Here is a 26,469-nt window from a genome sequence, read left to right as displayed (position 1 = left end):
CTGCTTAAAGCAGGCTTTTTTAATTGTGATTACCAGACCGGCAGTTCATCCTGCAGGAATGGGTTGTGCAGCCGTTCGTATCCCAGGGTAGACATCGGGCCATGACCTGAAATAAAGGTCACATCGTCGCCCAGCGGTAATAACTTCTCTTTGATCGAGCGGATCAGCTGGCCGTGATCGCCCCGGGGGAAATCACTGCGCCCTACGCCGCCTTTAAAGATCACATCACCGGAAATCAGCAGGCGCGACTGGTCATCAAAGAAAACAATATGGCCTGGAGTATGCCCTGGACAATGCAAGACCTGTAATGTCACATTGCCCACGTTGACGCTCTCGCCCTCATTCAGCCAGCGATCCGGCGTCAGAGGAAGACATTCATCAAGGCCAAACATGCGGCTTTGCGCCGGCAATCCCTGCAGCCAGAACTCATCTTCTTTTTCCGGGCCAATCACCGGCACGCCATAATGCTGTGCCAGTTCAGCCGCCGCCCCCACGTGATCGAGATGGCCGTGGGTCAACAGGATCTGCATTAAGGTCACGCCAGCGGCAGCGACTTCCTGTTTGATCTTCTCTGCATCGCCACCGGGATCGACCAGGGCTGCCAGTTTGGTTTGTTCACACCAGATAAGCGAACAGTTCTGGGAGAAGGCGGTGACCGGAATAATACGATAGTTCATACTGCTCCTGATTTGTTATTACCAGTGCCGCAATGGCCCGGTATCAATATGCACAAAGTTGCTACGTGGGTAATATCCTACACCACCTGCGCGCATAGATAACGCAGCTTTGCGAACATTGGCTAACGAAATGCCTTCAATATGAAAATCCATCGCCTGCCCTTTGGTGTGATAGCTCTTTTTGGCTACACCGCGGCTGTGGGCACGCAATTCATTATTGGTATCAAGGGAGCGATAGCCGGAAATGAGCTGTACCGGTTTGCGGGTGCCAAGCAAACCCTGCAGGCGGTAAAGCTGGTCAAATAATCCCGGATCGATGGTTTTTACTTTATTGGCGCGGAAATCACGGAAAAAGTGATTCAGCCTGGCTAATTCATCCTGAATATAGCCCCGACCGTCAAAAAACTCAGCTTTGATTGACTCACCTGTGTGCAGGTTATTAAGCGTCAAAATACGTGGTCGAGGGGTAGAGAGCGTGGCAAATGATGGCGTAGGTAAGATGGCCGCGCCCAGCGCAATGCCACCTAACGCCAACAACTTACGGCGATTAGCGTCGAATTTGTCCATGGTAATCAGGTCTACAGGTCAATGTTATCGTATAGATGCTTTACAGCGCACGAAGGGCACATTACCGGGCAAACCTGTCATCGTCAAGGCACCACAACCCAGGAAAGACGGGGCTTGCAACCGCAAGACCCCGTTTATTTTCCCACTTAGACTACCGGAATTTTCCGAACTTCTTCATTTATCTGATCAATTGCTCTGCTTTGGGCAGAATTTGTGTGTTGGACCGGGCAGTCTCATCATAATTGTAAATATCTGTACGGTACTGCGTTCGACCGTCTTTGCCGACGAAGGCGGTAAGATAGTACAGATTAACCGGAATATTCTGGCGGATATTCACATATCGCGTGTCACCCTGCTTCAGCGCATCCGAGATACGTGTGTCGTTCCAGCCTGCATCCTGTAACAACATATTTGCCAGTTCTGACGCTTTATTGACGCGCACACAACCGGAGCTGAGCGCACGCGCATCTTTCTGGAACAGGTTGTGGTTCGGCGTATCGTGCAGATAGATGGCATCCGAGCTTGGCATATTGAATTTATACCGACCCAGCGAGTTGTGTGCACCCGGTGCCTGCTGGAAACGGAAGGGTAAATTCGCCGGCGTGATGGTCGCCCAGTCGACTTGCCACGGATCTATCGGCTCTTTACTGTTCCAGCCGCGCAGCACGGTATAGTTATGGCGTTCAAGATAACCCGGGTCATTCCACACCTTCGGCAAAATATCTTTGCGCGCCAGCGTCGGCGGCACATTCCACGGCGGGTTAACCACCACATTATTCAGCGCGCTACTCATCATCGGCGTTTTACGATCCGGGCGGCCCACAATCACGCGGGAGGCCAGCACTTCGCTGCCATTCTGGTAATAGACCAGCGAAAAGGCCGGGATATTCACCATGATGCCCGTCGAGAGTGTTCCGGGCAACAAACGCAGGCGCTGGATATTCAACGCCAGCACCCCGGCACGCTGCGCAGGAGTCATGTTTAGCGCCTCACGCGTCGCCTGGCCGATAACGCCATCAGCGCCCAGCCCCTGGCTGGTCTGGAAGGCTTTTACCGCTTCAACCAGGCTGCGGTCATAGGAGGCCGGCTTGCTGGAAACAGACTTCTTCTTTTCGACAGACGGAGCCGATGGACTGACGACCACGCTTTGCGGATCGTCACCCGGCAGGGCAATTTTCGGCCCGCCGTCAATCACGCCGGAACGTTTGAGGATTTCTCGCAACGCGGGTACGTCGCTGCTCCACTGCCCCGGGCTCAGCTTAGCGGTACTCTGGATCTGGGGCCAGGGCTGCGTGTCAGCCACCAGCTCCAGCAGCGACTGGTGCATCACAGCATATTGCGGATGCGTCGGGGCCAGCCCGGCAATGAAGTGCGGCACCGTGCCGTTATCCAGCGCCAGCTGCCACTGGTTAATCACCGACAGCGGCGGTGTCGCCAGCTTGTAAGGCTTATTGCTGTAGAGCCAGCGGTTGCCGTTGACCGGGATCCCCGCCACAAACTGCAGATAGCCCATCATCGCATCCGATAGCACCACGTCACGCGCCATTCCGGTGACGGCAGGCTGGGTCAGCAACTCGACCCAGGCAGTAAACTGCGGCTGAAATCCGGCGATGGCGACTTCAGCCAGCTGCTGCTGGAACGCGCGCACGGCTTCACGATCGTCCCACATCGGCTTCATGTCACGCGCGGCATACAGCAGCGTAAGTTGATTGAGATAGGCCGGGGTGTAGCCGGCAGGCAGCGCCGCAAGCAATTCCTGACGGCGTTGCTCTGCATTGATATCCGCAGGCAGCGGCCGGATACCGGCCATTATGGCGGTGGCAGGCGATTGTTCAAGCGGCTGGGACAGCGCAGTCGGTTGCGCGCCCACCGTGGCGGAGCTATCGACAGGAACCAGCTCGGGCTCATCCGCCCGCGCACTAAACAGCGGAGCAACTAACACCGTCAAACACAAACTGAGTGCCGACAGCTGACGACCATACATATTATTCAGCAACATCCCTTGCCCCCTGTTTGCTATACGTCACGCCCTCATCACCGGGGCTTCACTTCATTATAGAAAGGCAGACCGGCACCAGCCTTACCTTATGTAAAGAAGTTTAAAGTTAACGCAGCCGCCAGTACAAGCTCAAGGAATAAAAAAAGGCGGCCCGGGGGCCGCCATCGCTAATTTTCAGATTCCTCAGGAGGCGTCAGCCGTTCCGGGCAAGGACTCAGGCGGCTGCGGGGCAAAGCCGCGCAGACCCACAACGTGGACATGCTCGCTGTTCTGATAGACCTTACGCACCAGTTTATAGGTGGTGCCTTTCTCCGGACTGATATTTTCCGGCGCCGCGATAATCAGCTGCATATCCAGACGATCGCACAGCTCAAACAGCGTGGCGATCGAACGGGCATCCAGACGCGCCGCCTCATCAAGGAACAGCAGGCGGCATGGAGAGATATCCTTGCCGCGCAGACGGCGGGATTCATCTTCCCAGCTCTGGACCACCATCACCAGAATCGACATCCCGGTACCGATCGCTTCCCCGGTCGACAGGGCGCCCGATTCCGCGCGCAGCCAGCCGTCAGAACCACGGTTAACTTCCACTTCCATCTCGAGATAGTTACGGTAGTCCAGCAGCTCCTCACCGATGGTCTGCGGCGTGCGCTGGCCCATGTCGATCTGCGGGTTCAGACGCTGATACAGCTTCGCCAGCGCTTCGGAGAAGGTCAGGCGGTTGCTGTTGAACAGATCCTGATGCTGCTCGTGCTGCTCGGCCAGCACGTCAAGCAGCGTGGCGTGGGCTTCACGCACGTTGACGTTCAGCCGCACGCTGTTAACCTGACCGAAGGAGACGCTCTGCAGCCCCTGGTTCAACTGACGAATACGGTTCTGCTCGCGCTGGATCGTCTTACGGATGATATTGGCCACGCTGCGGGAGCTGATCGCCAGCTTCTGCTCACGTGAGGTCAGCTCTTCCGTCAGACGGCCCAGTTCAATCTCCATCTGTTCAATGGCTTCAACCGGGTCATCGGTGCGAATAATATCCTGGCGAATACGCTCGCGCAGGTGCTGATAGACCGCCACGAAGAACTGAATTTTGCGCTCAGGGCGCTTCGGATCTTCCGACATGCGCAGCACATCGCGCAGGTGTTCGTTATCCGCCACCGCCAGACGCAGCGCACCCAGCGCCTTATCCGACATAGAACGCAGCTCATCGCCGGAGAGATAGGCCAGCTCGCGGCGGTGCAGACGGCGTTCAACACCATTGTCTTTCACCATTCGCATCACGGCGCACCAGCCCGCTTTGGCGGTCACCACCTGCTCGCGCTTCTCGTGGTAGTCACGTTCCAGCTTGCGCAGACGGCGGGTCAGGTTGTCCATCTCCGCTTCACAGAAGGTGAGCGCTTTTTCCAGCTGGTTGCGGCGGGCACGGTTATTGCTGAGCTGGGCATGGAGTTCGTCGCGACGAATGCGCGCCCGCTCCTCCGCCCCGCTGTCGGCCCGCACGCCGATATCCTGCAGCTCTTTATGCAGGTCGGTCAGCAGCTCTTTCTTGGTATCAAACGAGCTTTTCAGCGACGCCAGCACCTGATTGTACTGGTTCAGCTGCGCGGCATGGCTACGCATCGCCTCACGGGCGCGGGTACGCTCCATTTCCGCCTGCTCCAGACGCTGGCGCAGCTTCTCGTTCAGGTCGCTGTTGCCGTTCAGCATCTCCGCCGAGTCGGAGTAGCTGAAGTGCGCCCGGCGCTGGGAAACTTCGGTCAGGGCAAACGCCTGCTGACGCGCTTCGCGCTGGACCTGCTGGGACCAGGCATAATCTTCTTTCAGCTGTTCGAACTGTTCCGGGTCGCTCTGCAGCACTGAGACCATCGGCTCCAGCTTCGCCAGCTGATTGCCGTACTGCTGGACAAAGCGCGCGGCTTCCTGCGCTTCGTCGAGACGCTCCTGGATCTCATCCACCCGATCGGCGAGGGTGTCATCTGCCAGCAGGTTCAGGCGCGGCAGAATGCGGTTAAGGGCAGCGACGCCCTCTTTAGCCTGCTCGAACTGGAGGCGGCTCTGCTGGTTATCATTTTCGTGGGCTGAAATCGCGCGTTCAAGCTCGGTACGACGGGTGGTGAACTTGCGGATCTCGGCTTCCGGATCGGCCTCAAAGGCCACGGCCAGATGGCTGCCGATAAAGCGGCTGAACGCCTGGTGCAGACGCTGGGTTTTTTGCACGTCGAACGAGAGCGTCGCAAAACGTTCTGACAGCGCTTCACGCTCGGTATGCAGGCTCTCAATACGGCTTTCACGGGCCGCGCGGCCAAACAGCGGCAGCGCCGGGAAGCGCGAATAGCGCCACTGGCGATCGGCGATTTTCACCACCACCGCTTTTTCCAGCTCGTCGACGCCAAAGACGCTGTCATCGAACGACTGCGGATCCCCTTCGATCAGATAGAGATCTTCCGGGCAATCTTCCAGCCCTTCGAGCTGGTCCGCGATCAGCGACAGATCCGGCACCACAATCGCGTGGCGGGATGGACCATACAGCGCCGAGTAGTACGGGGCATCTTCCAGGCTGACGTCGTCATAAATCTCTGACAGCAGCACGCCGCCAAAACGCTCTGCAAGGGTGTTCAGACGGGCATCTTCCGCACCACCCGGCTGGCTTAAACGTTCGATTTCGTCGTCGACGGCGCGCTTACGCGCACCCACTTCGTCACGTTCAACAATTGCTTCGCGTTCACGCTCCAGCAGCTGCTGCAGATACTCCGTGACCTCCTGGCTGGATTCGAAGGTTTCGCCACACTGCTCGCTGAGCTGGCTGAGGCTGCTCTGGGCGGCCAGCCAGACTGGGGCGCGCTGCATCAGCGTCTGAATACGCGACTGTAGCTGCTCCATCTCCTGACGCAGCGCCATACGCTGTTCACTGGCACTGGATACGCTGTCGGACAGCGACGCGATACGGGCTTCCAGCTCCTGATGCAGGCTTTCCAGATCGTCAATATCGACCCGTTTACCCTGACGCTTGCAGAACTCAGCCAGCAGGCGTTCCGCCTCCTGCTGTTCACGCAGGCGCTGCTCCAGCTCGTTCAGGCGCATACGCAGCGGCTGAACCTGTTCCGCCAGGTGGCGCTGGTTAACGCCATCACGCAGCAGCTCGCGGGCCACTTCCCACGCTTCGGCGCGCGCCAGCGGGCCGTTAATCGCGGCCACCAGCTGGTATGCCTGTTCAAACTGGCTGTGCGCAGTTTGCGCCACGCTCATTTTCTGCTCGAGATTCAGCAGTTTTTCTGTAGCTTCCTGCTCTTTGGCCTGGAAAGTCTCCAGCCACTGATCCGCGCTCTCTGGCGTCAGGTCCGGCAGGTGGCAAAGCGCTTTTGCACGTTCCAGCGCCTGCAACGCCTGATTGTACTGAATGGCGCGGGTTTGCTGGACGTCGAGCGCCTGCTGATAGTCAGCAAGCTGGCTTTTCAGCTCATCCACTTCCAGCTCGGCGGCTTCGGCCCGGGCTTCGTTCTCTTCCTGCTTGTCGGCAGCTTCCGCCACCACTTCGTTCTGCTCTTCCAGACGAATTTGCAGTTCATCGAGATCCGCTTCGTAGCGCTCGATTTTTTCCTGCTGACGCAGCGCGGTCTGCACCAGGTTCAGGTGATCGCTGGCGGCCTGATAGTCGGCCTCCAGATCCCCTTCTGCCCCGTTATGCTCGGACAGCTCGCGGGCCATCTCGACGTGCTTGTACTGCTCAGAGGCCAGCTGCTGGCGGGAGGTGAAGAGCTCACGGCGATACTCGAGAGCCTGATCGAGATGAATGCGGCGCTCGTTGGCGTGGCGCATGTAGTCCGCCGCCACATAGTTGGTGGCTTCGCTGATCAGGTGCTTGAACAGGTCACGGTCAGACTGCGTGACGCGAATGGCTTCCAGCGTCATACGGTTTTCACGCAGCGCCGCTTCCATGTCCTGGAACGCCTTACGCACACCGCTGTTTTCCGGTAACAGGTAATCACGCAGGGAGCGGGTAATGGCGCTGGAGATCCCGCCGTAGAGCGAGGCTTCGATCAGACGATAATATTTACTGCGGTCCGAGGCAGAGCGCAGACGACGGGCGACGATGCCCAGATCGAACATCAGCGAGTGGTATTCGGTGATGGAGTTGAACTGCTTAAACTGCACGCCTTCGATGGCTTCCAGCTTGTCTTTCAGCTCCTGCAGCGTCAGTACGCGCGCCTGGCGTTCGTTCAGGGTTTCCGTCAATAGCGCGGTGGGCTGAACGGAGGTTGGCAGCCCCTGAATGGCGAACGGTTTGATATCCACTTTACGGTCGCGACCGGCGACCTGCTGCAAGCGGACGCCAACCACCACGCGCTGATGGCGGGAGTTGATCACGTCCAGCACGGAGTAACAGACACCCGCCTTCAGCTTACCGTGCAGACCCTTATCGCGGGAACCGCTGGTCGCGCCAGCTTCGGTGGTGTTACGGAAGTGCAGCAGGGTTAAGTCCGGGATCAGCGCCGTGACGAAGGCCGCCATGGTGGTGGATTTCCCTGCCCCGTTACCGCCCGAGAGCGTGGTCACCAGCTCATCGAGATCAAAGGTGCGGGCAAAGAAACCGTTCCAGTTAACCAGCGTCAGTGAGCGAAATTTACCGCGTTCAATCATTATTCTTCCTCCCCGCTATCCGGCTGATTGTCTTCATGCTCGTCATTGAGCTGCAGATGGTTTTCCACCGGCATCGCTTCGCCATCACGGATCATGCGCAGCTGCGCTTCGCGGGCGTCATCGCCCACGCGCACGTCGGCACCGAAGCGGAACACAGATTCAGTGATGCGGAATTTGCTGCTGTCATGGCCCATAAACCACACCATCCCCAGACGGCGCAGACGGTTCAGGGAGGAGCGCACTTTTTCCTGTAACTTCTGACGGTCCACGTCCGAGCCGGTGGAGCGGTTGTTTACCAGCTTCAGCAGCTTGCCTTCGTCCGCCAGGGTCATCAGCTCGTCATAGAGCTCCTGCTGGGTGAAGATGCCTTCGTTCGCCAGACGCTCCGGGCTGAGGTAGAGATAGCAGAGAATTTTGCCGACCATCATGTCCAGCTCGGAGAGCACCGAGCGCGGGATAAGCGTGGTGGAGCGCGGGCGCAGATAGAAGAACCCCTCCGGCGCGCGGATCAGCTCCACGTTATAGCGGGCGTAAAACTCTTCCAGGTACTCCTGAAAATCCATTAAAAAAGCGTGATTATCCAGCTCGTCGAGACCAATGTGACGACCGGCACGCAGCTGGCTGTCCAGCGCCGGAAAGATCGGATTTGCCAGCGCCTGGGCCAGCTTAACTGGCATCACGTGTTCAATATTTGTCAATGACATGCGCCTGTACCTTGGCTCCGTAATCGTTGATCGGCTGCCACTTCGGCGGCAGGCCGGTGAAATCTGCTTGCGCGACGCCCAGGCGTACCGCCTGATCGACCACGATGCGGGCGATATCGAAATGGCGGGCACGCGGGTATTGTGCGAGGTAGTCGCGCACCACCAGACCGAGATCGAGTGGTTTGTTTTTGGTTTTGAAGATCGCCAGTTGCTCCTCGATCATCGCGGCAAGCTGTTCCCGTATTTCGTTAAACTCTTCATATTCCAGATCGGCTGGCAGCTCGCCGGTGACCTCTTCGTCGCGCAGGCTCATCTCTTCGTCACGCATATCGAGCAGGCGGTCAGCGCTTGCGTAGGTCAGCGCCCACGGGGCATCGAAATAGGTCTGTACCGACTGGCGCAGACGCTGGGCAAACACGCGGTTTTTATCCATATCGATAGCGGTTCGGATAAATTTATGCACGTGGCGGTCATAGCCGATCCACAGGTCAATCGCCTGCTGGCCCCAGCTGATAATACGGTCCAGCTTGCTCTGCAGATCGAAGACCAGGCGATCGACAAAATGCAGATTGTCCTGGGCCAGGGTGGCATCCTGAATGCGCAGCAGGTTGGCCTGCAGCTTGTCGCCCGCAGCCTCCAGCGTATCCTGCAGTTCACGCAGGGTGCCGGAGGTTTCTGACAGCAGCATTTCACAGCTGGAGATTGCCGCCCGCCAGTCTTTGTTCAGAAGCTGGGCGATGTCGTCCTTCACCAGCTGCTGCTGCTCATCCATGATGCGCTGCGTCAAATCGATGCTGTCGAAAATCTCGGCTACTGAATATTTCAGCGGCGCATAGACGTTACGGTGCCAGTGGAACTCGTCACCGCCCTCATCTGCGGCATCGGCTGCACGCTTCAGTTCGCCCGCCACAATGGAGAGCTGCATCGAGAGGCGCAGGGTCGAGAATTCGCGCTGGCGAATGTAGTAGTCGGTAATGCCGATGCCCAGTGGCGTCAGACGATAGATGGCATTCCCTTCTGCCAGCTCGCTGGTAAAGCGGTTCAGCAGACGTTGACGCACCATATCGTTAATCGCGTTATTGGCACGCACATTAATGGTTTCGCTGGTTTGCTCAAACGCATCACTGACATGGCGGAACGCATCCACCAGTTCGCCCTCGCTCATTTCTCCATCCAGCCGTTCGCTGTTCAGCGTGGCGACCGCCAGCAGAAAAGAGAGTCTGTCTACCGGCAGCGAGAGGGAGAAATCGTTTTTTCGGGCCCAGGCAACCAGTTCGGGGACTGTCTGGGAAAATTCACTCATAAGTTATCCTTGCTCTGCGGCTTGCGCGCGGTGACGTGAATGTAGCGGCCAAGGCTAATATAAGGCTCCTGGCGACAGTACCGCGTCTCTAATTCTGTCAGGGCGTCAAAGCACTCATGCTGCTTCTGTTTATCACGCAGATAATCATGAAACACCCTGATGCCGGTTTTCCCGGTAATCTGCCAGCCGGAAGTTTCCAGCCAGCCATAAACCTGCTGCGGGTCGCGCGGAAAGTCCGGTGACAGCGTACGGCGTTTCTTCTTGTACATACCCTGCTGTACATAACCGAAATTACCCACCAGCACATTACGCATTAACAGGCCGTTAGCGTTGTAAAACATCAGCGACAGCGCGCCGCCGGGGCGCAGTATCGACCAGAGCGTCTTCAGCAGCGCCTGGGGTTCGGCTACCCATTCCAGCACCGCATGAGACAATATCAGATCAACCGGGCTTTCCAAATGTTGAGCAATCTCCTGAGCGGCACAATGTATAAATTGCATGTTATCGCTCACACCTTTCTCCACCGCGGCCTGTTCAGCGCGGGCGATCATTTCAGCGGAGAGATCGCAGAGGATAACGTGGTGCCCACGCTCAGCCATTTTTATCGCCGTCTGGCCTTCACCGCCGCCAGCGTCGAGGACACGCAGTTTCTTGTCGCCAAACCCATCCAGCAGGATGTCCAGATCCTGCCAGAGGATCGTCTGCCGCAGACGGCCTTTAGTCGTGCCGTAAATATTGCGGGCAAACTTTTCCGCGATGTCATCAAAATTGCGATCCCGCATTGGGAGAGCTCCACCCACTCACAACAAAACCGCTATTTTGTCACAGCCGGGCGGAGAATGAACCTCTCTGGTGTAATATCGCTGACAATCATCAGCTATATGGTTAAAAAAGGAGCCAGAAAGGATGCTTTTCACCCTAAAAAAATATATTGGCGGCATGATGCTTCCCCTCCCTCTTCTTCTGCTGTGTATCGCACTGGGGCTGGGGTTGCTATGGTTCAGCCGCCATCAGAAAAGCGGCAAAATTTTGGTTACGGCAGGCTGGCTGGCGCTGACGCTGCTGAGCCTGCAGCCGGTCGCGGATGGGCTGTTACGCCCGGTCGAAGACAAATACCCCACCTGGCAGGGAAATGAGAAGGTTAAGTACATCGTGGTGCTCGGCGGGGGCTACACCTGGGATCCACAATGGGCTCCCAGCTCCAATCTGATCAATAACAGCCTGCCGCGCCTCAATGAAGGCATGCGGCTGTGGCTGGCAAATCCCGGGTCGAAGATGATCTTCACCGGGGCGGCAGCACAAAGCAATCCGGTGAGTACCGCCGAAGCGGGCGCGCGCGTGGCGCAGTCGCTGGGCGTGCCGCGCGAGGCGATCATCACTCTCGACAGTCCAAAGGATACCGAAGAGGAAGCCGCCGCGGTGAAGCAGGCGATAGGCGATGCGCCGTTCCTGCTGGTGACCTCAGCCTCTCATTTACCGCGGGCGATGATCTTCTTTGAACGCCAGGGTCTCCATCCTCTACCCGCGCCCGCGAACCAGCTGGCGATTAGCGCCCCGCTTAACCCCTGGGAACGGATCATTCCGTCCCCGGTATGGCTGATGCACAGCGATCGCGTGGGCTATGAAACGCTTGGGCGCGTCTGGCAGTGGCTGAAGGGCCTGTCAGGCGAGCCAGGGAAGCAGTGATTTCGAGGCCAGATCGAAGTTGGCGCGGCTAAAATGCCCGGTATTCACCAGCTGCGCCACTTCGTCCCACAGCGTATAGAGCCAGCGCCGCCAGAGGAACGACTCTGAGACCGGCGCGCGCCGCAGGTAGTGCCAGAGTAAATCCTCCGCCTGCCCGCTCTCGCTCAGGCGAAACAGTTCATACTCCCGGGGGGCCCACAGCATCACGCCGGGCCCGACCATCGCCAGCAGCTGATCGCTGCGGGGATCTTTGAGCATACTGCGCAGCGTAAAATTACCGTGGATCAGCACGCTGTTGTCATTGAATCCTTCAAACAGGGTGGGCAGGCACTCGCGGGTACGAAACAGGATCCGTTTATCCTGCATGGTCAGGCCGGTGTTGTGATACTGGTTTAGCGTCCCCCACAGCACCTCGACCCGCTGGCGGTACCAGAGGGGCCAGAGATTTTCCTGGGTGCTGTCCACCGAGCCGACCAGCCCTCCGCTGTCCAGCCGGTGCCAGGCCAGCAGCGCTTCAACTATCTGATCTTTTAGCTGCTCCCAGCGTTCAGGCGTGCGGGCTGGCGCTTCCACCGGGACACCGCGCAGACGCTCAATCAGCAGGACATCCGGGCCCGGATGTTCTTCGTGGGTCATCACGCCATAAACGGTCGGCATTCTTACCGTGCCGCTGCGGGCCAGCATGGAGATTTTCCACGCCAGCTGTCGGGCCACATCCGGTGAAGAGAAGCTTCGCGCCAGTAACGGCATGGGGTTTCCCTGGCTGTCGTACAGCGACCATAGCGTGGTATCCGCCTTTTCATGCACACATTCCAGACGGCTCAGTTTTTCACCCAGCAGATGGCTGAGTTCGGCTCGCAGCTGTTCCATTTGAGATTACCCCCATTAAGACTACTGCTTTTATAATGAGCGTCTGGCAGGCGGATGTCACCCTCATGAGAAGATTCTGTAGCAGAAATTCAGAAAATTGAGACAAAAAAATCCCCTCAAAAGAGGGGATGGCGGGGATTAGCGAAGTTCAGCGCGAACGCGGGCCAGATCTTCTGGCGTATCGACGCCTGTGCCCGGGACCTTATGCGCGACAGCGACGTGGATCTTTTCGCCGTACCACAGCACGCGCAGCTGCTCGAGCATTTCGATGTTCTCCAGCGGGCTCGGCTGCCAGTTGACATAACGGCGGATAAAGCCTGCACGATAGCCATAAATACCCAGATGACGCAGGATGCCGTCACCAATGTTATCCCGGGATTCGGCAAAGCGATCGCGATCCCAGGGGATGGTGGCGCGGGAGAAATAGAGCGCATAGCCTTCAGCGTCCAGTACCACCTTCACCGCATTAGGGTTGAATGCCTCTTCTGCGCTATGAACCGGCACGGCCAGCGTCGCCATACCCACCTGACGCTGGGCCAGGTTTTCCGCCACCTGACGAATAATGACCGCCGGGATCATCGGCTCATCGCCCTGGACGTTAACAATCACCGTGTCGTCGCTGAAACCGCATTTTTCCACCACTTCGGCCAGGCGCTCAGTGCCGGACTGGTGATCGGCGCGGGTCATGCAGACTTCGCCGCCCGCCGCTTCGACCGCACGCGCCACCTCTTCATGATCGGTGGCGACAATGATCCGCTCCGCGCCGGACTCACGGGCACGTTCAAGCACATGCACGATCATCGGCTTGCCGTTGATATCGACCAGCGGTTTACCCGGCAGACGCGTGGAGGCAAAGCGCGCCGGAATAATGACAACAAAACTCATGGTTTGCTCTCTTCTGGCGCCAGGGCGCGGGCTTCGGTTTCCAGCAGGACGGGAATGCCGTCGCGCAGAGGGAAGGCAAGGCTATCCACTTTGCAAATCAGCTCCTGCTTATCCTGGCTGTAGTAGAGTTTGCCGTTGCACACCGGGCAGGCAATAATTTCCAGTAAACGGTGATCCATAGTTCCTCCGTATCAATAATCGGTAAAGTTTACCATATTCCTTTTTCAGACCGCGTCTATTTCCCAGCCCGTTCGACAGGCGTGAAAAAGTCCGTCAGGAAGATGGCCCAGCGCGATGCGTGTCGCCCCCTGCCAGCCCGCAAAATCACTGATTGCCGTGGCGAGCCCTTTCTCCAGCGCGACGCTTATCCGAACACCCTCTTCAAGATAAAGGGCGATAACCTGTAGCTCGCCGGTTTTGCGGTCCATCCTGGCATCCATCCGCCCTACCAGTTGCCCTCTATGCAACAGCGGCAGAACGAAATAGCCGTACTGGCGTTTCGGCGCCGGGGTATAACACTCCAGCCGGTAGCTGAAGTTAAAGAGCTGTTCCGCACGCTTGCGATCCCAGACCACCGGATCGAAGGGTGAGAGAACGGCGCTATGGGTTGCGGTGAGCTTCCCTTCCTGCGCTTCGTTAAGCAAAGGCAGCAGATCGGCATGCAGCCACATCTCCCCCAGCGTCTCCACCTCGACGCGGACCACCTGCTGCTGCGCCTGCCAGCGCTCAAGCAAGGGAGCCAACGCGGGCTGACGCAGGCGGTAATAGTCGGCCAACCACTGGGGGCGGAAAATGCCTAAGCTGCGGGCGCTGTTTTCCAGCATTATGGCCTCTGCCGCCGCCTGGGTCAGCATATCCCGGCTGTCATCCCACTGGGGCATCACCCGATGCGTGAGATCGTAAACGCGCTGAAAGTTACGCCTTTCGACCACCATCACCTTGCCAGCGGTGAATAATCCCTCAAGATGGCGTTTATGCGGCTTCCACTCCCACCATCCGCTCGTTCCTTTGTGGGGATGTTCAAAATCGGCGGAACGGACAGGGCCTTTCTCCTGAATATGGGCGATAAGCTTTTCTATTTCATCCGCATGTTCCTGCATCCAGGCCTGACTATATTTCCAGCCCATTTTATCGGGCGCGAGCATTCTGTGACGCACCAGCGCAAAGTCGCTGCGCGGCAGGAAACACGCCTCGTGCGCCCAGTACTCCATCAACTCTCCCTGACGCAGGGCGTTATCCAGCCAGTCGGGTGAATAGGGGCCGAGACGGCTGAAGAGCACCAGGTAAGGACTGCGGGCGACGATATTGATGGTGTCGATCTGGAGCAGCGACATGCGCTTGATGGTGGTAAGAATATCGGCGGGTCGGGCGCGACGACGGGGCTTTTTCAAAAGCCCCTGGGCGGCAAGATGCAGATGACGTGCGGCTGAAAGCGTGAGTTGCGGTAAAGCCATGCCTTTTCCTGTCAGTTAGTGCGCGGGCGAAACCTCTTTTACCTGCCCAGCAAGGGCGATAAGCGCCTGGAGCAGTTGTTCAGGCTGTTCACCCTGCAGTTGGGCATCAACCGGTAAATACCACCAGTTATCCCGGGCAAAGGCGCGGCATTTCACCGCATCTTTTTCGGTCATGATCAACGTCTGACCAGGCCCAGTAAACGCCGCAACCTGCTCCAGGCTCAGCGCCTGGTGGTCGGCCAGCGGCACGCTACGCTGAAGTTTTGCGCCGCAGGCTTCGAGGGTAGAGAAAAAGCGCGGAGGATGACCGATACCGGCCATCGCCACCAGATAGTTAAGCTCAGCAACGTCGCGCCGTTCGCCGGTCAGAAGATTCACGGCAAGTCCTGGGTGCAGCTGCATCGGTATCTCCCCCGCCTGCGCCGTACCACCATTGACGATAACCGCATCCACGGACCGCAAACGCGACGCGCGCTCGCGCATCGGTCCGGCAGGTAACCACCAGCCGTTACCAAAGCGGCGGACGCCATCAATCACCACGATCTCTTTATCCCGGGCCAGCGCGTAGTGCTGTAGTCCGTCGTCAGTAATCACGATCTGGACATCCGTCTGGTTCAGCAGAGCCTGCACCGCCTCGCTGCGCACCGGCGAAACCGCTACCGGCACTCCGGTACGCTGAAAGATTAGCACCGGTTCATCCCCCGCTTGCGCCGTGGTGGTTTGCGCGGTCAGCAGCAACGGATAGCGCTCCGCCTTGCCGCCATATCCCCGGGAGACGACCCCCACGCGAATCCCGCGTTTTGTCAGTTGTTCCACCAGCCAGATCACCACCGGCGTTTTACCGTTACCGCCAGCGGTGAGATTGCCTACCACCACCACCGGCACCGGCGCGCGCCAGGCCCGTTTGAGCCCCACTTTATAACTCAGGCGGATCAGGCCGCTGACCAGGCCATACAGCCAGGAGAGCGGCAACAGCAACCGCCAGAGCGGAGACTCACCGGACCAGATACGAGCGATCATTCGCCAAACTGCATTTTATGAAGCTGAGCATATACGCCCTGGTGCGCCAGCAGGTCGGCGTGGCTGCCCCGTTCGACGATGTAGCCATCTTCCACCACCACGATTTCGTCGGCTTTTTCAATCGTCGACAGGCGGTGGGCAATCACCAGTGAGGTACGGTTCTTCTGCAGCTCATCCAGCGCAGACTGGATAGCGCGTTCGGACTCGGTATCCAGCGCCGAGGTGGCTTCATCGAGGATCAGGATTGGGCTGTCACGCAGCAGCGCGCGCGCAATAGCGATACGCTGGCGCTGACCGCCGGAGAGCAGGACACCGTTTTCACCGATAATGGTATCCAGGCCGTTATCCATCTTATTGATGAAGTCCATGGCGTAGGCCATCCGCGCCGCCGCTTCGATCTGCTCACGGCTGTACTCTTCATTCCGGGCATAGGCGATGTTATTAGCCACGGTGTCGTTGAACAGGTGCACATTCTGGGAGACCAGCGCGACCTGATTACGCAGCGACCGCAGGGTGTACTCGCGCAGATCGTGGCCATCAATCAGGATCTCACCCTCATCAATATCGTAGAAGCGGGTGATCAGGCTGGCGATGGTCGATTTACCCGAGCCAGAACGGCCCACCAGGGCCACGGTCTTGCCTGCCGGAATTTTCAGATTGATATTGCGCAGAGCAGGCGTATCACGACCCGGATAGGTAAAGGTCACATTGCGGAACTCCACGTCGCCGGTTGAGCGCTCAATCACGCGTTTGCCTTCGTCTTTTTCCTGTTCGGAATCAAGGATCGCAAACAGCGTCTGGCAGGCTGCCATCCCGCGCTGGAACTGGGCGTTAACGTTGGTTAACGATTTCAGCGGGCGCATCAGGGCAATCATCGACGAGAAGACCACGGTAATGGTACCGGCGGTGAGGGTTTCCATCACGCTCGGGAAGCTGGCGGCATAGAGCACAAACGCCAGCGCCAGGGAGGCGATAAGCTGAATGATCGGATCGGAGATGGAAGAAGCAGACACCATCTTCATCCCCTGCAGACGCATCTTATTGCTGACCTTATCGAAGCGCTTGGTTTCGAGCTCCTGGCCGCCAAAAATCAGCACCTCTTTGTGGCCTTTCAGCATCTGCTCGGCGCTGGTGGTCACCTGCCCCATCGTGTTCTGCATGTTCTTACTGATGCTGCGGAAACGCTTCGAGACGACGCGGATCGCAATCGACACAATCGGCGCCAGCACAATCAGGATCAGCGACAGCTGCCAGCTGTACCAGAACATCAGGGCGAACAGACCAATAATCGACGCCCCTTCACGCACAACGGTGATCAGCGCGCTGGAGGAGGAGGAAGCCACCTGCTCGGAGTCGTAAGTAATGCGCGACAGCAGAGTGCCGGTCGACTGCTTGTCAAAAAACGCGACCGGCATGCCCATCATATGGCTGAACAGGCGGCGGCGCATGGTCATCACCACTTTGCCCGAAACCCAGGAGAGGCAGTAGCTGGAGATATAGCTGGTGATGCCGCGTAAAATCATCAGGCCGATAACCACCAGCGGCATCCATAGCAACACTGAGCGATCCGTTTTACCAAAACCGTCGTCCAGTAACGGTTTGAGGAGCGATAACATGAAGGTATCGCTGGCTGCGTTGAGGATTAACGCTACGCCCGCCACGATTAGGCCCGTTCTGAAGGGTGCAATCACCGGCCAGAGTCGGCGGAAGGTCTGCCACGTGGAGAGATCTTTGTCGTTATGCATTCAAAAAACCAGCATTTGTTGAAATAGCCGCATATTCTACCCGTTATCTCCGGGCGCGCCAAACCACTGATGATACCAACGGGGCAAAATTTGATCCCGTAAGCTATGGATTTGCCAGCCATGTTGCGAAAAAGAAACGGTAAGTTGTCCCAGTCGGGGTGTTGTTAGCCAGCGATACCCCTCCTTTTGGTAGCGGCGAGCCACTTTAAACGAAGGCAGTCGCCACGCGTTATAGCGGGAGGCAGACACCAGAGCGATCTGCCCACCCACGCGCTGCACCAGAGGGAGTGACGAGGAGGTATTACTGCCATGGTGCGGCACCTGGATAAGTGTAGACGCAAGATATTGCCAGTGACGACTGAGCATCGCTTTTTCTCCCTTCGCTTCAATATCGCAGGTTAACAACACGCTATGGGTACCGTCCTCAACTTTAACCACGCAGGAACCGTTATTGCCGCGCTGCGGTTTGTTGGCGAGGGGCCAGTGTGCGCTGAAGGTCAGCCCTCGCCACTGCCAGCGCTCTCCGCGCACACACGGGCCATGCCCGGCCCAGCGCAGCGGGCTTCTTATCCACATAGACGGCCACGCCTTACGTAGCGATACCAGCCCGCCGATATGGTCGAGGTGTTCGTGGCTGATAATCACCCCCTCCGGGCGTAAATGGTGCCACCGTAACCAGGGAATGATCAGCTGTTGCGCACTGTCCCCGCCCGTCCAGGCGGGGCCGGTGTCATAAAGGATCGCTCTCCCCTGCCGCTCGATCACCATTGCCAGCCCCTGTCCGACATCCAGCATATGCACCGCCCAGCCCTCGGTTTTATCAGCCCGCCATAGCGGACTACTTGCCAGCACCAGTGCCGAGACACAGACCACCGGACAGGTACGCGCCCCGCGCAGACGCCAGGCGACAATGGCGGCCCAGGGCAGCAGGGTCAGCCACAGCCAGCGTTTATCGACCGGGATCCAACCGTCAGGCAGCGCGGTTAAAAATCTGAACAGCAGCGACAGTGAGCCATCCGCCAGCGTCCAGACCATATTTTCCGCCCCCGGCCACCTCCAGAGATGCAGCCCCATTCCCAATAAGATCAACGGCACCGAAATAAAGGTTACCAGCGGCACCGCCACCAGATTCGCGACCAGTGAAGAGAGGCTGAAACCATGGAAGACGACAATCTGTACCGGCAGCAACAGCAACAGCATGCCAAGCTGCAGGTGCAGCAAGCTAACCACGGCCCTGACGACCCACGGGCCAGAAAAGCGCGGAGCAGGCACCCACTGATACCAGAAAATCAGCACCGCCACGGCAAAAGCGGACAGTAAAAGACTGTGCGACAGCACGGCCAGCGGATCGGCCAGTAAAATGGCAGCAATGCAGACGCGCCATACCTGCCAGGGCGACCAGAGACGACCGCTCAATTGCAACGCCAGGCAAGCGCCCAGTGAGACGACGGTACGCAACGCAGGAGGCTGCATTCCGGTAAGCCAGGCGTAAAAGGCGGCAAAGCAGAACCCTGCCACCAGCGGGGCTCGCCAGCTTACCCAACGCCCCGGAATGAAAAACTGTATGCCCCGCACCAGCAGCCAGACAACCGACGCCGCCAGGGCTATGTGCAAACCCGAGATCGCCATCAGATGCCCGGTGCCGGTTTCCCGCATCAGATTTTTTATCTCTGGCGTTACCGCCAGCCGCTCTCCCATCCCCAGCCCCAGCAGAACCGGCCCCTGGGTATAGGGAGAAAGTGTGGCCATCAGCGAGGTGAGATAGCGGGCGCGTAAGCTACAGCGAGCATCTGTTACATCGGCATGGGTAAAACGCCCGGTCAGGGGCTGATGCTGTGCCAGGGCATAGCGCTGGGAATCGAACCCGCCATCGTTGAGTTGCCCATGAACGGCGCGTAACGATAAGGTCATCGACCACCGCTGCCCGGCGCAGCCCGGTTGCGGCAGCGTGTTGCCATACAGCGTGACGCCTACTACTGGCACCATCGCTTTGCCGTTGAGCTGGGTAATACGGGCCCGATAGGCCGCGTCGTTTTCAACCGCTACGATCTCTATCTCCGCTTTCTGCGGACCCCGGGTCAGATGCTGCATTGGCCAGACCGCACTTTGCGCGGCCAGCGCTCCCCAGGCGAAGAAGAGCAGCCAGAAACCACTGTAGCGGGCCACGTTATGACGAATTAAGGCGAGCAGAAATCCGGCAACCGCTATGGCCTGGATAAACGGCAGCGCTGGCAGAGCGGGCAGCCACAGAAGCGGCAGGATAGCCAGGATCAGACATGTCGCTAACGACGTTAAACGCATTTACACCTCCCTGTGTCAGGGCAGTGTGCGTTCAGACGTTACGTCTGTCAGGTGTGAAATCAGGCGGTTGCGACGCAGGCTGGCATAAATCGACGGCATGCAGCAAAAAGCCGTGCAATTTGCGGCGTAGCTTCCGGATAAAAAGGAGAAAAACAAAAAAAGCACCCGCAGGTGCTTTTCTTGTGGTCACTCAGTTTTGCCCGCAGGCGAAACTCAGTTGCCGTAAATATTGGCGCGATCGCGCAGCTCTTTACCCGGCTTAAAGTGCGGAACGTATTTACCTTCCAGCTCTACTTTGTCACCAGTCTTCGGGTTACGCCCGGTACGTGGAGCACGATAGTGCAGAGAAAAACTACCGAAACCGCGGATTTCAATGCGCTCGCCCTGTGCAAGAGTGGTAGCCATATGCTCCAGCATCTCTTTTACGGCATCTTCCACTGCTTTCGCAGGTATATGCGATTGCTGGCTGGCAAGTCTTTCAATCAATTCTGACTTGGTCATGATTCCTCCGGTTCCTTCAAACCAATTAGCTAAACAGCTTAAACAAGGGCGGCCGTAGCCGCCCTTTGTTATTGATTACAGGACGAATTCTGCAATCTGTCAAGTCACTCTACGAGTAACTTATTCGCCTTTAGCTGCTTTGAAAGCTTCAGCCATTGCGTTGTTAGAGAAGTTTGCATCTTCCTGTTTGTTAACAGTTGCGATTGCATCTTTCTCATCAGCTTCGTCTTTAGCACGAACAGACAGGCTGATTGCACGGTTCTTACGATCAACGCCGGTGAATTTAGCTTCAACGTCGTCGCCTACGCTCAGAACCAGAGTTGCATCTTCAACGCGGTCACGTGAAGCTTCAGAAGCGCGCAGGTAACCTTCAACGCCGTCAGCCAGCTCTACGGTTGCGCCTTTCGCGTCAACTGCAGTCACTTTACCGTTTACGATTGCGCCTTTCTTGTTCAGTGCAACCCAGTTGTTGAACGGATCTTCTGCGAGCTGTTTAACGCCCAGGGAGATACGCTCACGCTCTGCGTCAACCTGCAGAACAACTGCTGCGATTTCGTCGCCTTTTTTGTATTCACGTACTGCTTCTTCGCCTGCAACGTTCCAGGAGATGTCAGACAGGTGAACCAGGCCGTCGATGCCGCCGTCCAGGCCGATGAAGATACCGAAGTCAGTGATAGACTTGATTTTACCTTCAACACGGTCGCCCTTGTTGTGGGTTTCCGCGAACTGCTGCCATGGGTTGTTTTTGCACTGCTTCAGGCCCAGGGAGATACGACGACGTTCTTCGTCGATATCCAGAACCATAACTTCCACTACATCACCAACGTTAACAACTTTGGATGGGTGGATGTTTTTGTTGGTCCAGTCCATTTCGGAAACGTGAACCAGGCCTTCAACGCCTTCTTCGATTTCAACGAAGCAGCCGTAGTCGGTCAGGTTGGTAACGCGACCAGTCAGTTTAGTACCTTCTGGGTAACGTTTAGCGATAGCTACCCATGGATCTTCGCCCAGCTGTTTCAGGCCGAGGGATACACGAGTACGCTCGCGGTCGAACTTCAGCACTTTAACAGTGATTTCGTCGCCCACGTTCACGATTTCGCTTGGGTGCTTAACGCGTTTCCACGCCATGTCGGTGATGTGCAGCAGGCCATCAACGCCGCCCAGGTCAACGAATGCGCCGTAGTCAGTGAGGTTCTTAACGATACCTTTGACTTCCATGCCTTCCTGCAGGTTTTCCAGCAGCTGATCGCGTTCTGCGCTGTTTTCGGATTCGATAACGGCACGACGGGAAACAACAACGTTGTTACGCTTCTGGTCCAGCTTGATTACTTTGAACTCAAGCTCTTTGCCTTCCAGGTGCAGGGTGTCACGAACTGGACGAACGTCTACCAGTGAACCTGGCAGGAACGCACGAATACCATTCAGCTCAACAGTGAAGCCGCCTTTAACTTTGCCGTTGATAACACCGACCACAGTTTCAGCTTCTTCGTAAGCTTTTTCCAGCGTGATCCAAGCTTCGTGACGTTTAGCTTTCTCACGGGACAGCAGGGTTTCACCGAAGCCGTCTTCTACTGCATCCAGAGCAACGTCAACTTCGTCACCAACCTGGATTTCCAGCTCGCCCTGGGCGTTTTTGAACTGCTCTGCCGGGATGGCAGACTCAGATTTCAGACCGGCGTCAACCAGTACGATATCTTTGTCGATAGCAACAACAACGCCACGAACGATGGAACCCGGACGGGTTTCGATTTCTTTTAAGGATTCTTCAAACAGTTGAGCAAAAGATTCAGTCATGTTTAATCTTCAGGTTAATATTAACGTCCACCTGGCTCCGTGCCGGATGGGGTTGTTTCACATACCCGCCGTCAATCCATTGCAGCGGGGGTACTGCTAAATCGGTCGCGATTACGCGAGAGCCAATTTCTGGCGCGCATATTGTAGCGCTTTTTCAATCACTTGCTCAATAGTTAAACTGGTAGAATCCAGAACTAATGCATCATCTGCGGGAACAAGCGGTGCAACGGCGCGATTACGGTCGCGATCGTCACGCTCTTTTATCTCAGACAAAAGACGTTCAAAGTTAACACTAAAGCCCTTTTCCTGCAACTGCAGCATACGGCGCTGCGCGCGCTCCTCCGAGGAAGCGTCAAGGAAAATTTTCACCGGCGCATCAGGGAAAACCACGGTTCCCATGTCGCGTCCGTCAGCGATCAGGCCCGGGGCGTCGCGGAACGCGCGCTGGCGACGTAAAAGCGCCTCGCGTACGCGTGGGAAAGCCGCGACCTGAGAGGCAGCGTTCGCCACTTCCTGGGTGCGGATCTCAGCGCTGACATCTTCCCCTTCAAGGATCACTTCCAGGTTGCCGTTGGTGGAGATGAAACGTACATCCAGATGGGCGGCCAGCGGCACCAGCGCCTCTTCAGAGGCGACATCGACATGATGATGCAAGGCAGCCAGCGCCAGCACACGATAGATTGCGCCCGAATCTAAAAGATGCCATTGCAGTGCTTCCGCCATGGCTTTGCATAGCGTGCCTTTACCTGCGCCACTCGGCCCGTCAATGGTGATTACCGGGGCAATTGCCGTCATCTTTTTCTCCTTAATTTAGGCATACCGATGTGTAAACGCCGCGCATTATACGCGTCAACGTGCACAACTGTTACCTTTGCGTGCAAATTACGAAATGTTTGAAGCTGAGTGTAGAAGAAATGGACGATGATGATGTCAGGAAGCGTAAGGAAACGCCGCATCAGGTGATGCGGCGTCGCGATATCATGCAGAAGTGCTAATACGCGCCAGCTGTTCGAAGTAGTCGGGGAACGTTTTCGCGGTACATTTCGGGTCAAGGATGGTGACCGGCGTATCGGAGAGCGCCACCAGCGAGAAGCACATCGCCATACGGTGATCGTTATAGGTGCCAATTTCCGCCGCCTGTAGCCTGGCCGGAGGCGTTACGCGGATATAGTCCTCGCCCTCTTCCACTTCCGCACCCACTTTACGCAGCTCGGTTGCCATGGCAAACAGGCGATCAGTCTCTTTCACACGCCAGTTGTAGATGTTGCGCAGCGTGGTGGTGCCTTTGGCAAACAGCGCCGCTGTGGCAATGGTCATCGCCGCGTCAGGAATGTGGTTCATGTCCATATCAATGGCGTTCAGCTCCCCGCGGGTGCAGGAGATGTAGTCATCGCCCCAGGTCACCACGGCGCCCATCTTCTCCAGCACATCAGCAAAGCGAATGTCGCCCTGCACGCTGTTGCGACCAATACCGGTCACTTTAACGGTACCGCCTTTAATGGCACCCGCCGCCAGGAAGTAAGAGGCCGACGAGGCATCGCCTTCTACCAGGTAATTGCCCGGTGTCTGGTACTGCTGCCCGCCGCGCACCACGAAACGCTGGTAACTGTGGTTTTCCACCTCAACGCCAAAGGTCTTCATCAGGTGCAGCGTGATATCGATATAGGGTTTGGAAACCAGCTCGCCTTTAATGGTGATAGTGGTGTTTTGTGGCGCCAGCGGTGCGGTCATCAACAACGCGGTCAGGAACTGGCTGGAAACGCTGCCGTCCACCGCCACTTCACCGCCGGTAAAACCTCCACGCAGACGCAGCGGCGGATAGTTTTCCTGCTCCAGATAGTCAATCTGCGCGCCGCCCTGACGCAGCGCATCAACCAGATGACCAATCGGGCGCTCTTTCATGCGCGGCTCGCCCGTCAGCACGATGTCATTACTGCCCAGACACAGGGCTGCCGCCAGCGGGCGCATAGCCGTGCCGGCGTTGCCGAGGAAGAGCTCCAGCGCGTCGGCGGAGTGCAGCGCACCGGCATTGCCCGTCACTTCACAACGGGTACGATCCGCAGACAGGGTATAGTGGACTCCCAACGCTTTCAGCGCATTAAGCATATGGCGAACGTCATCGCTGTCCAGCAGGTTAGTGAGAACAGTGGTGCCGTTTGCCAGCGCAGCCAGCAGCAAGGCGCGGTTCGAGACACTTTTTGAACCAGGCAGATTAATGGTGCCATCTACCCGCGCGATAGGGTGTAACGTCAGGGATTCCATGAAATTTAAGTCTCAATTCAACATAATAAAAACCCCGCAGCGAGGCTACGGGGGTGAACAGGGGCGTGATTAACCGTGGCGACGTTCGAAGTCAGTCATGAAGTCGGTCAACGCCTTAACGCCTTCGAGCGGCATGGCGTTATAGATGGAGGCGCGCATGCCGCCAACCACGCGGTGACCTTTCAGCGCATGCAGACCAGCAGCGAAGGACTCTTCGAGGAACAGCTTATCGAGATTGCTGTCGGCCAGCTGGAACGGCACGTTCATGCGGGAACGGTTCGCTTTGGCGACGTCGTTGCGATAGAAGTCGCTGCCGTCGATGACGCTGTAGAGCAGCTCAGATTTCTGCTGATTGATCTTATCCATCTGCGCCACGCCGCCGTTGTTTTTCAGCCATTTAAAGACCAGGCCAGAGAGATACCAGGCAAAGGTCGGCGGGGTGTTGAACATGGAGTCGTTATCGTTCAGCACGCTGTAGTCCAGAATCGACGGGCAGGATTTGTGCGCTTTACCCAGCAGATCTTCGCGCACGATCACCAGGGTCAGGCCGGCCGGGCCGATGTTTTTCTGCGCGCCAGCGTAGATCACGCCGTAGCGGCTGACATCCAGCGGCGAAGAGAGAATGGTGGAGGAGAAGTCCGCCGTGACGACCACATCCTCGCCAAAGTTTGGCTCTTCGTGGATGGCGATGCCGTCGATGGTTTCATTTGGGCAGTAGTGCAGATAGGCCGCATCGCGGGAGAGCTGCCATTCGCTCATCGGTTTTACCGCGCGTAAGCCGTCAACGGTGACTTTGGCATCAATCACGTTCGGAGAGCAGTATTTGTGCGCTTCTTTTACCGCGCTGGCAGCCCAGTAACCGGCATCAACATAGTCGGCGGTGGTTTTGTCGCCCAGCAGGTTCAGCGGAATACCGGCGAACTGACCGCGACCGCCGCCGTGACAGAATAATACTTTGTAATTTGAGGGGATATTCAGCAGGAAACGAAAATCTGCTTCTGCCTCTTCCGCCACCTGAATAAACTCTTTACCACGGTGACTGACTTCCATTACCGACGTGCCAAGACCGTTCCAGTCGCACAGCTCCTGTTGAGCCTGTTTGAGCACATCCGCCGGTAACATTGCCGGACCTGAACTAAAATTAAAGACCTGAGCCATTTCCCCTCACCACGCTATAAAGCCATAAGTAATAACTGTGGATATCGGTTTTATCATTCAGTGACACGCGCCGCAATGTCTAAAACTCATGCCCCGGAAAATGTGCCCGCCATCACACAATACATTCTGCCAGCGGGCTGTCACAAAACCGACAAAATTGCTGTCAGGTGATGCGTTTGGCCCAGCTAACCTTCGTCCATTCCGGATTCGTACAAAGTGGACATAATTGATGCGCCCCGGCCTGTAGAGTCTGAACATGACCGCAACGCCGACAGGCATATTCGCCGACTTCCGGTATCGTCATAAAACGTTCCACAAATTCATCCGGCAATATGCACAGCCCGGGCTTGACCTGCTCATCGTCATAAAAGTAAACGCTTATCTGCCCGTTGGTCTCCATAATGGCAAGCTTAACCTGCCCAAGCTGTTCGACGCCGCTCACCCGCAGTTCCATAAAGAACTCAAACTCGGTCATGTTGGCGCGCTTTACTTTTTCCCAGGCCAGCTTGCCCTCTTCGACAATGGCGACCGGTTTGCCCTCAAGCAGGTCTTCCAGCTTTTCACTTTTCGACATCAGCCACATCACCAGCCGGTAGAGCAACGCCAGGGTGATGAAAACAACAAAGACGGGAATCATCGGCACATCGTCATAAAATGCCACGTCCCCCGCCGCCGACCCCAGGGTCAGAATGATTAACACTTCGAAGAGCGACATCTGGCGCACGCCGCGTCGTCCGGTAAGTTTGAGGAACAGGAAAACCAGTACAAAGGTGTAGAGACTTCGCAGCGCGACCTCGCCTAAAAACTCAACGGGTACTTTATCAAAGGCCATTCGTTGAAGATCGAATGCTTTCATTTTTTATATTCCTTTACAGTAGGTTACTGAATATAAGCATAGCCCAGCCTTTTAT

21 protein-coding genes are annotated in these 26,469 nt (G+C 57.0%); 1 reads left to right on the top strand and 20 read right to left on the bottom strand.

The window, feature by feature from the left end; all coding sequences use genetic code 11:
* Positions 1 to 29 precede the first annotated feature (29 nt).
* From C2U54_RS12630 to cmoM, 7 genes are all read right to left on the bottom strand, one after another.
* The gene (locus C2U54_RS12630; RefSeq protein WP_103178936.1) at positions 30 to 677 is read right to left on the bottom strand and encodes an MBL fold metallo-hydrolase; all 648 of its coding nucleotides are present in this window, start codon (positions 675 to 677) and stop codon (positions 30 to 32) included.
* An 18-nt stretch (positions 678 to 695) separates the two neighbouring features.
* Positions 696 to 1,244, bottom strand: coding sequence for a YcbK family protein (locus C2U54_RS12625; RefSeq protein ID WP_103178935.1), 549 nt, complete (start codon positions 1,242 to 1,244; stop codon positions 696 to 698).
* A 178-nt stretch (positions 1,245 to 1,422) separates the two neighbouring features.
* A complete protein-coding gene (gene ldtD / locus C2U54_RS12615) occupies positions 1,423 to 3,243 on the bottom strand; it encodes a L,D-transpeptidase (protein WP_103178934.1) in 1,821 nt (606 codons plus the stop codon).
* Between the two features lie 183 nt (positions 3,244 to 3,426).
* On the bottom strand, positions 3,427 to 7,875 hold the full coding sequence (gene mukB / locus C2U54_RS12610; RefSeq protein ID WP_103178933.1) for a chromosome partition protein MukB: 4,449 nt from the start codon (positions 7,873 to 7,875) through the stop codon (positions 3,427 to 3,429).
* A complete protein-coding gene (gene mukE, locus C2U54_RS12605) occupies positions 7,875 to 8,579 on the bottom strand; it encodes a chromosome partition protein MukE (RefSeq protein WP_103178932.1) in 705 nt (234 codons plus the stop codon). The genes mukB and mukE overlap by 1 nt, the downstream gene beginning before the upstream one ends.
* Positions 8,560 to 9,882, bottom strand: coding sequence for a chromosome partition protein MukF (mukF, locus tag C2U54_RS12600; RefSeq protein WP_103178931.1), 1,323 nt, complete (start codon positions 9,880 to 9,882; stop codon positions 8,560 to 8,562). Before mukF ends, mukE begins: the two co-directional genes overlap by 20 nt.
* Positions 9,879 to 10,664 (bottom strand): tRNA uridine 5-oxyacetic acid(34) methyltransferase CmoM, encoded by a 786-nt coding sequence (cmoM, locus tag C2U54_RS12595; protein ID WP_103178930.1) that lies wholly within the window; start codon positions 10,662 to 10,664, stop codon positions 9,879 to 9,881. The genes mukF and cmoM overlap by 4 nt, the downstream gene beginning before the upstream one ends.
* A 124-nt stretch (positions 10,665 to 10,788) precedes the next feature.
* Here cmoM and elyC point away from each other — a divergent pair, with 124 nt between their 5' ends.
* Positions 10,789 to 11,568: an envelope biogenesis factor ElyC gene (gene elyC / locus C2U54_RS12590; RefSeq protein WP_103178929.1), complete on the top strand. Its 780-nt coding sequence runs from the start codon at positions 10,789 to 10,791 to the stop codon at positions 11,566 to 11,568.
* Here elyC and C2U54_RS12585 read toward each other — a convergent pair.
* The 13 genes from C2U54_RS12585 to C2U54_RS12525 form a co-directional block, all read right to left on the bottom strand.
* Positions 11,545 to 12,438, bottom strand: coding sequence for a YcbJ family phosphotransferase (locus C2U54_RS12585; RefSeq protein ID WP_103178928.1), 894 nt, complete (start codon positions 12,436 to 12,438; stop codon positions 11,545 to 11,547). The two genes, elyC and C2U54_RS12585, sit on opposite strands and share 24 nt — an antisense overlap.
* Positions 12,439 to 12,576: 138 nt before the next feature.
* Positions 12,577 to 13,323: a 3-deoxy-manno-octulosonate cytidylyltransferase gene (kdsB, locus tag C2U54_RS12580; protein ID WP_103178927.1), complete on the bottom strand. Its 747-nt coding sequence runs from the start codon at positions 13,321 to 13,323 to the stop codon at positions 12,577 to 12,579.
* Positions 13,320 to 13,502, bottom strand: a complete 183-nt coding sequence (ycaR, locus tag C2U54_RS12575; RefSeq protein ID WP_103178926.1) for a protein YcaR — start codon at positions 13,500 to 13,502, stop codon at positions 13,320 to 13,322. Before ycaR ends, kdsB begins: the two co-directional genes overlap by 4 nt.
* 45 nt (positions 13,503 to 13,547) lie before the next feature.
* Positions 13,548 to 14,777 carry a winged helix-turn-helix domain-containing protein gene (locus C2U54_RS12570; protein ID WP_103178925.1) on the bottom strand — a complete coding sequence of 410 codons (1,230 nt, stop codon included), beginning with the start codon at positions 14,775 to 14,777 and terminating at the stop codon, positions 13,548 to 13,550.
* Between the two features lie 15 nt (positions 14,778 to 14,792).
* The gene (lpxK, locus tag C2U54_RS12565) at positions 14,793 to 15,797 is read right to left on the bottom strand and encodes a tetraacyldisaccharide 4'-kinase (RefSeq protein WP_103178924.1); all 1,005 of its coding nucleotides are present in this window, start codon (positions 15,795 to 15,797) and stop codon (positions 14,793 to 14,795) included.
* Complete coding sequence (gene msbA, locus C2U54_RS12560; RefSeq protein ID WP_103178923.1) at positions 15,794 to 17,542, bottom strand: lipid A ABC transporter ATP-binding protein/permease MsbA; 1,749 nt, start codon at positions 17,540 to 17,542, stop codon at positions 15,794 to 15,796. Before msbA ends, lpxK begins: the two co-directional genes overlap by 4 nt.
* A gap of 36 nt (positions 17,543 to 17,578) precedes the next feature.
* Positions 17,579 to 19,843, bottom strand: coding sequence for a ComEC family protein (locus C2U54_RS12555; RefSeq protein ID WP_103178922.1), 2,265 nt, complete (start codon positions 19,841 to 19,843; stop codon positions 17,579 to 17,581).
* Between the two features lie 213 nt (positions 19,844 to 20,056).
* Complete coding sequence (gene ihfB, locus C2U54_RS12550; protein WP_039029484.1) at positions 20,057 to 20,344, bottom strand: integration host factor subunit beta; 288 nt, start codon at positions 20,342 to 20,344, stop codon at positions 20,057 to 20,059.
* Between the two features lie 120 nt (positions 20,345 to 20,464).
* Complete coding sequence (rpsA, locus tag C2U54_RS12545) at positions 20,465 to 22,138, bottom strand: 30S ribosomal protein S1 (protein WP_032617357.1); 1,674 nt, start codon at positions 22,136 to 22,138, stop codon at positions 20,465 to 20,467.
* A 111-nt stretch (positions 22,139 to 22,249) separates the two neighbouring features.
* Positions 22,250 to 22,933, bottom strand: coding sequence for a (d)CMP kinase (cmk, locus tag C2U54_RS12540; RefSeq protein WP_103178921.1), 684 nt, complete (start codon positions 22,931 to 22,933; stop codon positions 22,250 to 22,252).
* Between the two features lie 183 nt (positions 22,934 to 23,116).
* A complete protein-coding gene (gene aroA, locus C2U54_RS12535) occupies positions 23,117 to 24,400 on the bottom strand; it encodes a 3-phosphoshikimate 1-carboxyvinyltransferase (RefSeq protein WP_103178920.1) in 1,284 nt (427 codons plus the stop codon).
* Positions 24,401 to 24,469: 69 nt separating this feature from the next.
* Positions 24,470 to 25,558, bottom strand: a complete 1,089-nt coding sequence (gene serC, locus C2U54_RS12530) for a 3-phosphoserine/phosphohydroxythreonine transaminase (RefSeq protein ID WP_103178919.1) — start codon at positions 25,556 to 25,558, stop codon at positions 24,470 to 24,472.
* 163 nt (positions 25,559 to 25,721) lie between these two features.
* Complete coding sequence (locus C2U54_RS12525; protein ID WP_103178918.1) at positions 25,722 to 26,414, bottom strand: DUF421 domain-containing protein; 693 nt, start codon at positions 26,412 to 26,414, stop codon at positions 25,722 to 25,724.
* Positions 26,415 to 26,469: the final 55 nt, after the last annotated feature.

Origin of the sequence: Leclercia sp. LSNIH1 (genome assembly GCF_002902985.1) — a bacterium.
GTDB lineage: Bacteria > Pseudomonadota > Gammaproteobacteria > Enterobacterales > Enterobacteriaceae > Enterobacter.
This window is presented reverse-complemented; position numbering and strand designations above follow the sequence as displayed.